This window comes from Sphaerisporangium flaviroseum, from assembly GCF_039537005.1.
GTDB classification, from domain to species: Bacteria; Actinomycetota; Actinomycetes; order Streptosporangiales; family Streptosporangiaceae; genus Sphaerisporangium; species Sphaerisporangium flaviroseum.
On record NZ_BAAAZR010000001.1, the window covers coordinates 412,072 to 423,535 of the forward strand.

Below are 11,464 nucleotides of genomic sequence, written 5' to 3' on the forward strand. Positions count from 1 at the left end.
GGAACGCGGATGGAGCGAGCCTCCCTCCGCCGGACGCGGCTCTGCCCGGCGCGATCGTGAGCGCGCGGCGGACCCCGGAGATCTCTCCGTTCGCCCGGGCCCTCATGCTCCCGATCCGGTTCTATCGAGCCTTCATCAGCCCCATGCTGGGGCCGAGATGTCGCTTCGAACCATCCTGCAGTGCCTACGGCCTCGAGGCGATCGCCACTCACGGTGCGCTGCGGGGACTGTGGCTGACCGCCAGGCGAATCGGGCGTTGCCACCCCTTCCACCCGGGAGGTTACGACCCGGTGCCTCCGCGCCCGGTCCGGTCCCACGACGAAACGCAAGGGAGCTAGCTCGGTGGAGCTGTCATGGCTGGAGCCGCTGTACACAGCGGTCGCTAAGGTGATCGCCTGGATTCATGCGGCGTACAGCGTCATCATTCCCCCAGACAACGGGCTGAACTGGGCCCTCACCATCATCACGCTGACCGTGCTGATGCGTCTGCTGATCTTCCCGCTCTTCCTCAAGCAGATGCGCTCCTCGAAGAAGATGCAGGAGCTCGCGCCCAAGGTGCAGGAGCTGCGGAAGAAGTACAAGAACGACAAGCAGCGCATGAACCAGGAGGTCATGAAGCTCTACCAGACGGCGGGCGCCAACCCTCTCGGTGGCTGCCTGCCCGTGGTGGCTCAGTTCCCCATCTTCATCTCCGTGTTCACCGTGCTCAGGGCGATGTCGGAGGACAAGGCCCTCTACGGCATGACCCAGGAGCTGGTGGACAGCGCGCGTTCCGCCCACATCTTCGGCGCGCCGATCCCGGCGACGTTCTTCACCAGTGCCCATGAGATCGAGGGACTCGGCGCCGATCCCATCGTCACCAAGATCGTCCTTGGTATCTTCGTGGCGGTCAGCTCCGCCACGACCTTCCTGACGGTGCGGCAGAGCGTCACCCGGTCGATGGCCCAGATGCCGGACAACCCCATGGCGCAGCAGCAGAAGATCCTCATGTACATCTCGCCGCTGTTCGCGGTGTTCAGCCTCAACTTCGCGCTCGGGCTTATCCTTTACTGGGTCACCACCAACCTGTGGACCCTCGGTCAGCAACACTGGTTCTACAGTCGGCATCCGATGCCGGTCGTGGACGCCAAGGGCAACGTGGTGGAGCCCGAGCCCAAGCCCGGACTGCTGAGCAAGATCCTGCCGAGCAAGGCCGCGAAGAAGCCCGAGGACGCTCCCGAGCCCGAGCCAGAGCAGAAGATCATCCGTCAGCAGCCCACCCGGCAGCCGCGCAGCAAGCGCACAGGTAGCAAGAAGCCGTAGCCGGTTGTCGTAAAGGAGAGTCCGGACGTGACCGAAGTCAACGAGGAACAGGCCCCCCAGGCCGCGCCCGACATCGCCGCCCTCGAGCAGGAAGGCGAGATCGCGGCCGACTACCTCGAAGGGCTGCTGGACATCGCCGACCTCGACGGCGACATCGACATGGATGTCGAAGGCGACCGGGCCCTGGTGTCCGTCGTTGACATCAAGGGCGCCGATCTCGTCGGCGCCAACGGTGAGGTGCTGGAGGCGCTGCAGGAGCTCACGCGCCTGGCCGTGCACCGCCGTACGGGCGAGCGTTCGCGTCTGATGCTCGACGTCGCGGGCTTCCGCCAGGGCCGCAGGGTCGAGCTGAGCAGGCTTGGCACCAAGATCGCCGAGGACGTCAAGCGCTCAGGGGAGGCGAAATCACTCCAGCCGATGACGCCTTTCGAGCGCAAGATCGTCCATGACGCCGTCGCGGCGGCGGGGCTGAGGAGCGAGTCCGAGGGCGAGGAGCCCGAGCGCTACGTCGTGGTGCTGCCTGTGTAAGCGTCTCACCCAGCCCTTCGAGGGCGGGACCCAAGGATTACGGGCCGCCGATCCACCGGATCGGCGGCCCTTCGGCGTTCCAGGCTCTCCCGGCCGGAGCGAGTTGCGAGCTCTTCCGATACGAGCGAGCTGGGCCATCCGATGCGTCTCTTCCCTTCTACCGGTTGCGGCCATTCCTGCACGGCGATGGCTCTCACCCCCTTCCGAATCTCTACTCGATCTTGAGGGGCTCATTGCCCGTAGCCGCCCATGGTGCTGCTGGAGCGAGCCGTTTCCCGGGGGGCGTCCACAGGAGCGCCCGAGGGCTCGCCCCGCGGGCACAGTCATGTAGGTCCGACGCGTCGGAACCGAGCAGGAGCGCCGAGACGGCTACCCTTACGCGGAGATGGTCTGACCGTTCTAGTTGAGTGAGTGATGGCGGAAAGCGACGAGCTACCCGATGCGCCGTCTGTGGCGCACGAGGTCTTCACCGGTGAAGCCTGGCCACGGGCCCAGGCGTTCGCGGAGATGCTGGCCGGCCCCGGCGTGGTCCGTGGCCTTCTCGGCCCGAGGGAGATCCCTCGGATCTGGGACCGGCACCTGCTGAACTGCGCGGTGGTGGCGGAGGCGGTGCCCGAGGCCGCGCGCCTCGTCGACATCGGCTCCGGCGCGGGGCTTCCCGGCATCGTCCTGGCGATCGTGCGGCCCGACATCCGGGTGACCCTCCTCGAACCCCTTCTTCGCAGGACCACGTTCCTCGAAGAGTGCGTGGAAGGGCTGAAGCTGACCAACGTGGAGGTGCTGCGCGGGCGGGCCGAGGAGTTGGTGGGGAAGCGGGTCTTCGACGTCGCGTCCGCGCGGGCCGTGGCACCGCTTGACCGTCTCCTGACGTGGTCGCTGCCTCTGCTTCGCGAGGGCGGCCAGCTTCTGGCGATGAAGGGGGAGCGCGCGGCCGAGGAGCTTCACGCCGCCGCGGAGCGATTGCGGGCGTATGGGGTGCAGACCGCCGAGCTTGTGACGGTCGGGCGCGGTAAGGTCGATCCGCCCGCGACTCTCGTCCGGGTGGTCGCCGGAAATTCACCAGCCCCAGGTGCGCAGGGTACGCGGCGCCGACGGAAGAGGTGACGGTTATGCCGGGTACGGCAGACGGCCTTGGCTGGCCGGGGAGTCATGTCTCCGTTTCGAGCGGAAGGCCTTCGGGCCTTGGCTGGCCTTCGGCACCCGCTGCTGCCACGCCGGTTGAAAGGATGACGACCGTGTCACAGCCCCCCCTTAACCCCGGCGAATCGCCGCTGGTCCGAGAGGCGCTCAGCTCAGTGGTTTCACGTGAAACAGTTCCGGCCACCCCCGTGGCCGCCGCTTCGATCGGCTACTCCTCGTCCATGCAGGAGGGCGACTGGCCACGCCCTCAGAAGCAGCGCATCATCACCATCGCCAACCAGAAGGGCGGGGTTGGCAAGACCACGACGGCCGTGAACCTGGCGGCGGGTCTGTCGATGCATGGCCTACGGGTGCTCGTGGTCGACTTGGACCCGCAGGGCAACGCGTCCACCGCGCTGTCCGTGGAGCACCGAGGTGACATTCCCTCGGTGTACCAGGTGCTGGTCGAAGATCTCCCTCTGGGAGAGATCGTCAGCCCGGTCCCCGACATGCCGAACCTTTACTGCGCGCCGGCGACCATCGGTCTGGCCGGGGCGGAGATCGAGTTGGTGTCGCTGGTGGCCAGGGAGGCTCGGCTCAAGCGGGCGCTGGAGGCGTTCGACGCGATCGAGCTCGACTACATCCTCATCGACTGCCCGCCCTCACTCGGCCTGCTCACCGTGAACGCCATGGTGGCGGCCGAGGAGGTGCTGATCCCCATCCAGTGCGAGTACTACGCGCTGGAGGGCGTCAGCCAGCTCCTCCAGAACGTCGAGCTCGTCCGCGTGCACCTGAACCAGGTGCTCCGGGTCTCCACGATCCTGCTCACGATGTACGACGGCCGTACGCGGCTGGCGTCGCAGGTGGCCGACGAGGTGCGCTCGCACTTCGGCGACACGGTGCTCAGCACGGTCATCCCGCGAAGCGTCCGGGTATCCGAGGCGCCCAGCTACGGTCAGTCCGTGCTGACCTACGACGCCGGCTCCAGCGGGGCCATGGCGTACATGGAGGCGGCGAGGGAGATCGCCTTCCGCGGCGCGGCGGTGGCGGGAAGCTGACCCTGTCCGGCAGCGGTACCCTCCTGTGGAGTGTCCCGCGCCGGGCCGATCGGAACGTCAGGATCGATTCGAAGACGCGGCGGGCGAGAACGGCGACGACGATGGTGGCCGTCTCCGCGCGAGCGGGCCGTTGGGCGAGGAGGAGTCGTGGGCCAGCAGAGGCGTGGTGGACTGGGGAAGGGACTTGGAGCCCTGATCCCCACCGGGCCGATCATCGAGGTTCCGAGTGCCACGGGAGCGGCTCCGGAGCCGCCATCGGCAGGCGAAGGGCTGAAGCCGGTCGAGGGCGCCTACTTCCTCGAGATCCCGGTCGAGTCGATCACGCGGAACCCGCGGCAGCCCCGCGAGATCTTCGACGAGGACGCTCTCCGCGAGCTCGCCGACTCCATTCGCGAGGTCGGGCTTCTCCAGCCCATCGTGGTGCGCTCGGTGGGTGGAGGGCGCTACGAGCTCATCATGGGGGAGCGGCGCTGGCGGGCGTCCCAGCTCCTGGAGCTCAAGGAGATCCCCGCGATCGTCCGGAGCACCCAGGACGACGCGCTGCTCCGCGACGCGTTGATCGAGAACCTTCAGCGGGAGCAGCTCAACGCGCTGGAGGAGGCGGCGGCCTACCGCCAGCTTCTCGACGACTTCGGCGCCACCCACGAGCAGCTCGCCCAGCGGGTCGGTCGCTCTCGGTCGCACATCAGCAACACGCTTCGTCTTCTCAATCTCCCTGCCAACGTCCAGCTCCGCGTCGCGGCCGGGACGATCAGTGCCGGGCACGCCCGGGCGCTGCTCACCCTCAGCGACCCCGCGGCTCAGGAGCGTCTCGCCGGCCGCATCGTGGCCGAAGGTCTCTCCGTCCGCACCGTGGAGGAGATCGTTTCGATGGGGGAGGCGACCGCTGCTCCGGCGCCCCGGGTCCGCCGGGTGAAGGACGCCCCTGAGCCGGTCCTGGCAAGCCTCGCCCACCGGCTGTCCGACCACTTCGAGACCCGGGTGAAGGTCGACAAGGGCCGGCACAAGGGCCGCATCGTCGTGGAGTTCGCCACCATGGACGACCTGGAGCGCATCATCGGAGCAATGGCCCCCGACGCCGCCAGCACCTTCCACGCAATAGACGACTGACGCCCCCACCATGGACCTGATGGACCGTCCGTGTCACTCAGGTCCGGCTTTCCGTGTCACTCCTTCCCCGTCGCCGGGACGTTTCTTCCCGTCGCTCTGCGTTGGCTTGCCCGGTGGAGGTGGCGGGGTGTGTCAACCGCCACCTCGGGTCGCGGGCGTTGACGTTGGACGGCTTCGTGGTTTCACGTGAAACGGTGAGTCGTCTGAGGTGGCTGTGAGGACCGTCGCGTCGCAGGGGGAGTGGCGTCGGAGGGAGAGGTGGAGGCGTGGGGAGGTGGAGAGGTGGAGGCCTGGGGAGGCGGAGAGGCGGGGACGCGGACGGGTGTAGGGGTGGCGGGGGGAGGGGTCAGGCTTTGAGGGTTTGGCGGATGTCGGTGAGGAACGTGTCCACGTCTTCGGGGGAGGTGTCGAAGGCGGTCATCCACCGGACGACGCCGCTCGGCGCGTCCCATACGTGGAAGAGGTAGCGGGATTGCAGCTCGCTGATCGCCTCGGTGGGAAGGGCGGCGAAGACGGCGTTGGACTCGACCGGCCACCGGAGGCTCAGCCCGGGGAGATCGGCCACACCGTCGGCCAGCCTGCGCGCCATCGCATTCGCGTGGGCGGCGTTCTCCCGCCACAGCTCCCTGGTCAAGAGCGCTGACAGCTGCGCCGAGATGAAACGCATCTTCGAAGCGAGCTGGAGGGTCTGCCGCCTCAGGTACGGTCCGGCCTCAGCGAGCTCCGGACGGAGCACGATCACCGCTTCCCCGACGAGGGCGCCGTTCTTGGTGGCTCCGAAGCTGAGCACGTCGACACCGGCGTCGGTGGTCAGGTCTCGCAGGGAGCATCCGAGGAAGGCGGCGGCGTTGGCCAGGCGGGCGCCGTCCATATGGAGCAGCATGTCGTTCGCGTGGGCCGTGTCCGCCAGCGCGGTGATCTCGGCGGGCGTGTAACAGGTGCCCAGCTCGGTCACCTGGGAGATGGAGACCACCCGTGGCTGGACCTCGCTGATGTTCCCCCGGCCTCCGAGCCGCGCGGTCACGTCCTCAGGCGTCAGCTTTCCATCGGGGGTGGGGACGGTGACGAGCTTGACCCCAAGGACGCGCTCGCTGGCGCCTGTCTCATGGGTGGCGATGTGCGCCGTGTCCGGGCAGACGACCGCATCGTAGCGACGTCCCAGCATGAGGCTCAGCGAGATCATGTTGGCACCGGTGCCGTTCAGAGCGACCAGGCTCGTGGCCTGGTCGCCGAACTCGGCGCGGATCTGGTCGCCGAGGATGGCGGTCCACCTGTCGTCGCCATAGGCGGGAGCGTCCCCGAAGTTGGCGGCGTTGACGGCGTCCAGCACGGACGGGTGCGCTCCGGCGTGGTTGTCGCTCGCGAAGCTCTTGGCGTATAGCGGTTCGATCACGCCGCCAGGCTACGCCGCCCCCGAACCGAGACGCACAGGACGGTCCCTCGTCGACCGGACGGGGTGGAGTTTTGGAGGTGGGACGGGGTTCGGTGGTGAGCCGGCCCGTTGTGAGGTGGCGGTTGGGTGGGGGGTTTATGGGGTGGGGGGGTGGGTGCGGTGGAGGGCGGATTCTAGGAGGGCGCGGCAGATGGCGCCGAGGTCCTTGCCCGCGGCTTCCACGGCCATCGGGAGAAGGGAGGTCTCCGTCATCCCCGGAGCCACGTTGACCTCCAGGAAGTGCGGCAGGCCGAGGGAGTCGACGATGAGGTCGGTCCGAGAGAGGTCCCGCAGGCCGAGGGCAGTGTGCGCGGTGACGGCCAGCTTCGCGCACGCCTCCGCCACCTCGGGCCGTAGCCGCGCCGGAGCGAAGAACTCGGTGTGCCCGGCGGTGTAACGGGCGGAGTAGTCGTACACGCCCTCGTCGGCGACGATCTCCACGGGCGGCAGCGCGACGGGCCCGTCCCCGAGGTCGACCACCGAGACCGCCACCTCCACGCCTTCGACGTACTGCTCGATCAGCGCGGTGTCCCCGTACGCGAAGCAGCCGACCATGGCCGCCGGGAGCTCGTCGGCCTTGCGGACGATGGACCCGCCGAGGGCGGACCCGCCGCGCGACGGCTTGACGAACAGCGGGAGCCCGAGGCGGTCGATGATGCGCGCGAGCACGGCCGAGGCGCCGAGGTCGTGGAAGGTCTCCTTGGGCAGCACGACGGCGTCAGGCGTGCGAACCCCCACGGACCGGACCATGGTCTTGGCGGTCGGCTTGTCGTAGGCGATGCGGCAGGCCTCGGGCGCGGCCCCCACGTACGGAACAGAGAGGAGCTCCAGCACCGAGCGGATGGCTCCGTCCTCCCCGCTGCCGCCGTGCAGGGTCACGAACACCACGTTCGGCGGGTCGGCGAGGACGGCGGGCACCAGGCCCGAGTCGGTGTCACGCGTCTCCACGCTGATCCCGGCGGCCCGGAGCACCTCGGTTACGCGGCGCCCCGAGCGCAGGGAGACCTCTCGCTCGTAGGACAGCCCGCCTGCCAGTACCAGCACATGGCCGAGATCGCTCATCGAGGACCTTTCTTACATCGTTGGACCGGCGAGGCGCCCCGCCGGTCGGGCGGGGCGCCTCCCGTACGTCAATTCTCAGGCCAGGTCGGGACCGGGCGTGTCGACACCGCCGTGAGGCGGCATCGAGCCCGTGCCGAACGTGTCACGCAGCCGGAGCTCCTGCTGAACCACGCCGGCGAGACGGCGGACGCCCTCCCGGATGCGGTCGGGCTCCGGATAGCAATAGGACAGGCGCATGTTGCGGGCACCGGAGCCGTCGGCGTAGAAACCGGTGCCGGGCACGAACGCGACCCGCTCGGCGACGGCACGCGGCAGGATCGCCTTGGAGTCGAGCCTTTCGGGCAGGGTCATCCAGACGAAGAAGCCGCCGGCGGGCCGGGTCCAGGCGCAGCCGGGCGGCATGAGGGCCTCCAGGGAGCCGAGCATGGCGTCACGACGCTCGCGGTAGAGCTCGCGGAACGACTTGATCTGCTCTTCCCACGGCTGGGTGGCGAGGTACTGCCCGACGGCGAGCTGCGCGAAGCTCGAATGCGAAAGCACCGCCGACTCCATCGCGAGCACCAGCTTGTCCCTGACGGCGTGCGGCGCGAGGGCCCAGCCGACGCGGAAGCCCGGCGCGAGCGTCTTGGAGAACGATCCCAGGTAGACGACCCCATCTGGATCGTCCGCTCTCAGCGCCCGCATGGGGTCGCCGTCGAAGCCGAGCAGACCGTACGGGTTGTCCTCCACGACCAGCACGTCGGCCCGCCGGCAGACCTCCATCACCTGGCTGCGCCGGGCGGGGCTGAGGGTGACCCCGGCGGGGTTCTGGAAGCTCGGAACGGTGTAGAGGAACTTGATGCGGCGGCCGGAGCGCTCCACCGACTCGATGGTCTCCGCGAGCGCCTCGGGGACGAGCCCCTGGTCGTCCATGGTGACGTGCACCACGGACGCCTGGTAGGCGGCGAACGTGCCGAGCGCGCCGACGTACGACGGGCCCTCGGCGAGCACGACGTCTCCGGGGTCGATGAAGATGCGGGTGATCAGATCGAGGGCCTGCTGGGATCCGACGGTGACGACGACGTCGTCCGCGCCGGCCTCGATGCCCTCCAGGCGCATGACCTCGCAGATCTGCTCGCGCAGGTGCGGGTCGCCCTGGCCGGAGCCGTACTGCAGGGCCACCGTGCCCCGCTGGGCCACCAGGTCGGCGACCAGCTCGCCGACGGTGTCGAGGGGGAGGGCCGTGACGTACGGCATGCCGCCGGCCAGCGAGACCACCTCGGGCCTCGACGCGACGGCGAAAAGAGCTCGGATCTCGGAGGCGACCATCCCGGTAGCGCGTGCGGCGTACCGATCGACATAGGCGTCGATGCGCGACCCGTGGGTCGCCTTCCTCCGACCGTGATCCTGCTCTTCCGTCACGGTCCACCTCCTAGGGCATAGCCGAGCCAGGTCACTGCGAAGGGACCAGAGTACGGCAGAAGGGCTCGATGCCTTCGCGTGTTTTCTCCCCTAGGGGATCTATCCCGGCATACCGACCGGCGTCCATCAAGTCGTCAGACGCATTCTCACGATCTTCCCCCTGCTCGACGGCCGATCGGGCGCGACAGGCCGGCCGGTTCGGCGACCAGGACCGACGTACTCCCCTTTCACTCGGCTACCATGCCAGTCTGGAGACGCCGTAATTCGTGCGCTTTTCCGCCATGACTCGCGTCCGTCTCGCAAGGATTGGGGGCCCTGGGGTGTCGCGTCGGCTGGTGAACGTCACGCTGGACAACCTTGGCGATCTGCCACGCCGCTGCCGGGGGTGTGTCTTCTGGGAGCTCGACCCGGTCAGCGGGGAGCGTGCCCAGCTCGCGGGTGACCCCGGGCTCGAGAAGGAGGCCTGGATCTCCGCGACGCTGCTGGAGTGGGGAAGCTGCGGGAAGATCTGCTACGTCGACAGTGTGCCGGCCGGATTCGTGCTGTACGCGCCGCCGCTGTACGTGCCCCGCTCGGTGGCGTTCCCCACCTCTCCGGTGAGCGCCGACGCGGTCCTGCTGATGACCGCCCACATCATCCCGGAGTTCTCCGGGGGAGGGCTCGGGCGGATGCTGATCCAGGGGGTCGCGAAAGATCTGACGCGTCGTGGCGTCCGGGCCATCGAGGCGTTCGGCGACCTGAAGTGGGAGCAGCCCGGCTGCGTCCTGCCCGCCGAGTATCTCCTCGCGGTCGGTTTCAAGACCGTCCGCCCGCATCTGCGCTTCCCGAGGCTCCGCCTGGAGCTCAAGACCGCGGTGTCGTGGCGTGAGGACGTCGAGGTGGCCCTGGAACGGTTGCTCGGCTCCATGTCCCCAGAACGCGCCCTTCGCCCCGTCTGAGACGATCTCAGCCTTTGCGTACGTGGCCAGGACCGTTCGGCCACGCAAACACAGAGCCCCCGTGCCGTCTGGCACGGGGGCTCTGCTGGGTGGGTGCCGCCGGAAGAGGCGGTGGTACGGCTCGCGTCACGCGGGCCGCAGGGGCGTCTAGATGACGCCGTCGAGCTCGCGGAGCAGCATGGCCTTCGGCTTGGCGCCGATGATCTGCTTCACGACCTCTCCATTCTTATAGACGTTCAGCGTCGGAATCTGGAGTACGCCGTAGTCGCGAGGAGTCTCGGGATTCTCGTCGATGTTGATCTTCACGATGGTGAGCTTGTCGGCGTGCTCGGCCGCGATCTCCTGAAGGATCGGCGCGACCTGGCGGCACGGACCGCACCACTCGGCCCAGAAGTCGACGATCACAGGCTTGTCGCTCTTGAGGACGTCGGCCTCGAAACTGGCGTCGGTTACAGACTTGATCTCGCCCAAGGTGTTCTCCCCTTAACTGGTGACGGTGGCGTGGTCCGCGAGCCACCGCTCGGCGTCCAGCGACGCCGAGCAGCCGGTGCCCGCGGCGGTGATCGCCTGGCGGTAGGTGTGGTCGACGACGTCGCCGGCCGCGAAGACACCGTCGACGTTGGTCCTGGTGGTGGGCGTGTCGACCAGGATGTAGCCCTCGTCGTCCACGTCGAGTTGCCCCTTGAAGAGCTCGCTGCGGGGGTCGTGACCGATCGCGATGAACACGCCGGTCACCGGCAGCTCGGTCTCCTCACCGGTCTTGAGGTTCTGGATCCTGACGCCCGTGACCCGGGAGTCGCCGAGTATGTCGACGACCTGGCTGTCCCAGATGAAGCGGATCTTCTCGTTGGCGAAGGCCCGGTCCTGCATGATCTTGCTGGCGCGCAGCTCGTCCCGCCGGTGGACCACCGTGACCGACCGGGCGAACCTGCTGAGGAACGTGGCCTCCTCCATGGCGGTGTCACCGCCGCCCACGACCACGATGTCCTGGTCGCGGAAGAAGAAGCCGTCACACGTGGCACACCAGGAGACGCCGTGGCCGGAGAGGCGCTTCTCGTTGGGCAGGCCCAGCTCGCGGTACCCGGATCCGGTGGCGACGATGATGGTCCTCGCCAGGTAGGTCTCCGTGGCGGTCTTGACGACCTTGGGATGGCGGTCGAGGTCGACTTCGACGACGTCGTCGGCGACCAGCTCGGCGCCGAACCGCTCGGCCTGCTTGCGGAAGCTGTCCATCAGCTCCGGCCCGAGGATGCCGTCCGGGAAGCCGGGGTAGTTCTCCACGTCGGTGGTGTTCATGAGCGCGCCACCTGCGGTGACGGAGCCCTCGAACACGAGCGGGTTGAGGTCCGCGCGCGCCGCGTAGACCGCGGCCGTGTATCCGGCAGGCCCCGACCCTATGATGATCACATTACGGACGTCGCTCACGCCTCTCGCCTTTCGTGCCCATGGTGGTCGCTGGCCGGACTGCCGGTGTGCGTCGCCACTCCGCTCCGACTCCTTGTTTACCTGTTCCT

12 protein-coding genes are annotated in these 11,464 nt (G+C 68.4%); 7 read left to right on the top strand and 5 right to left on the bottom strand.

Annotated elements, in window-relative coordinates; genetic code table 11:
- Positions 1 to 104 precede the first annotated feature (104 nt).
- From yidD to ABD810_RS02075, 6 genes are all read left to right on the top strand, one after another.
- Positions 105 to 338 carry a membrane protein insertion efficiency factor YidD gene (gene yidD, locus ABD810_RS02050; RefSeq protein WP_344935370.1) on the top strand — a complete coding sequence of 78 codons (234 nt, stop codon included), beginning with the start codon at positions 105 to 107 and terminating at the stop codon, positions 336 to 338.
- A 4-nt stretch (positions 339 to 342) separates the two neighbouring features.
- The gene (yidC, locus tag ABD810_RS02055) at positions 343 to 1,302 is read left to right on the top strand and encodes a membrane protein insertase YidC (RefSeq protein ID WP_344933461.1); all 960 of its coding nucleotides are present in this window, start codon (positions 343 to 345) and stop codon (positions 1,300 to 1,302) included.
- A 27-nt stretch (positions 1,303 to 1,329) separates the two neighbouring features.
- On the top strand, positions 1,330 to 1,830 hold the full coding sequence (locus ABD810_RS02060; protein WP_344933464.1) for a Jag family protein: 501 nt from the start codon (positions 1,330 to 1,332) through the stop codon (positions 1,828 to 1,830).
- Positions 1,831 to 2,244: 414 nt separating this feature from the next.
- Positions 2,245 to 2,934 carry a 16S rRNA (guanine(527)-N(7))-methyltransferase RsmG gene (gene rsmG, locus ABD810_RS02065; RefSeq protein WP_344933467.1) on the top strand — a complete coding sequence of 230 codons (690 nt, stop codon included), beginning with the start codon at positions 2,245 to 2,247 and terminating at the stop codon, positions 2,932 to 2,934.
- Between the two features lie 257 nt (positions 2,935 to 3,191).
- Positions 3,192 to 4,007 (top strand): ParA family protein, encoded by an 816-nt coding sequence (locus ABD810_RS02070; protein ID WP_344935372.1) that lies wholly within the window; start codon positions 3,192 to 3,194, stop codon positions 4,005 to 4,007.
- A 147-nt stretch (positions 4,008 to 4,154) separates the two neighbouring features.
- Positions 4,155 to 5,117 (top strand): ParB/RepB/Spo0J family partition protein, encoded by a 963-nt coding sequence (locus tag ABD810_RS02075; RefSeq protein ID WP_344933470.1) that lies wholly within the window; start codon positions 4,155 to 4,157, stop codon positions 5,115 to 5,117.
- A gap of 346 nt (positions 5,118 to 5,463) precedes the next feature.
- Here ABD810_RS02075 and ABD810_RS02080 read toward each other — a convergent pair whose 3' ends face one another.
- From ABD810_RS02080 to ABD810_RS02090, 3 genes are all read right to left on the bottom strand, one after another.
- Positions 5,464 to 6,510 (bottom strand): threonine aldolase family protein, encoded by a 1,047-nt coding sequence (locus ABD810_RS02080; protein ID WP_344933472.1) that lies wholly within the window; start codon positions 6,508 to 6,510, stop codon positions 5,464 to 5,466.
- 135 nt (positions 6,511 to 6,645) lie between these two features.
- The gene (locus ABD810_RS02085; RefSeq protein ID WP_344933475.1) at positions 6,646 to 7,611 is read right to left on the bottom strand and encodes a D-alanine--D-alanine ligase family protein; all 966 of its coding nucleotides are present in this window, start codon (positions 7,609 to 7,611) and stop codon (positions 6,646 to 6,648) included.
- A 75-nt stretch (positions 7,612 to 7,686) separates the two neighbouring features.
- Positions 7,687 to 8,919, bottom strand: coding sequence for an aminotransferase-like domain-containing protein (locus ABD810_RS02090; RefSeq protein WP_344935374.1), 1,233 nt, complete (start codon positions 8,917 to 8,919; stop codon positions 7,687 to 7,689).
- A 413-nt stretch (positions 8,920 to 9,332) separates the two neighbouring features.
- On the opposite strand from ABD810_RS02090, the gene ABD810_RS02095 reads away from it, so the two are divergent.
- On the top strand, positions 9,333 to 9,950 hold the full coding sequence (locus ABD810_RS02095) for a GNAT family N-acetyltransferase (RefSeq protein WP_344933478.1): 618 nt from the start codon (positions 9,333 to 9,335) through the stop codon (positions 9,948 to 9,950).
- A gap of 147 nt (positions 9,951 to 10,097) precedes the next feature.
- On the opposite strand, the gene trxA is transcribed toward ABD810_RS02095, so the two are convergent.
- A complete protein-coding gene (gene trxA / locus ABD810_RS02100) occupies positions 10,098 to 10,421 on the bottom strand; it encodes a thioredoxin (protein ID WP_344933481.1) in 324 nt (107 codons plus the stop codon).
- 12 nt (positions 10,422 to 10,433) lie between these two features.
- The gene (trxB, locus tag ABD810_RS02105; protein ID WP_344933484.1) at positions 10,434 to 11,375 is read right to left on the bottom strand and encodes a thioredoxin-disulfide reductase; all 942 of its coding nucleotides are present in this window, start codon (positions 11,373 to 11,375) and stop codon (positions 10,434 to 10,436) included.
- Between the last annotated feature and the right edge of the window lie 89 nt (positions 11,376 to 11,464).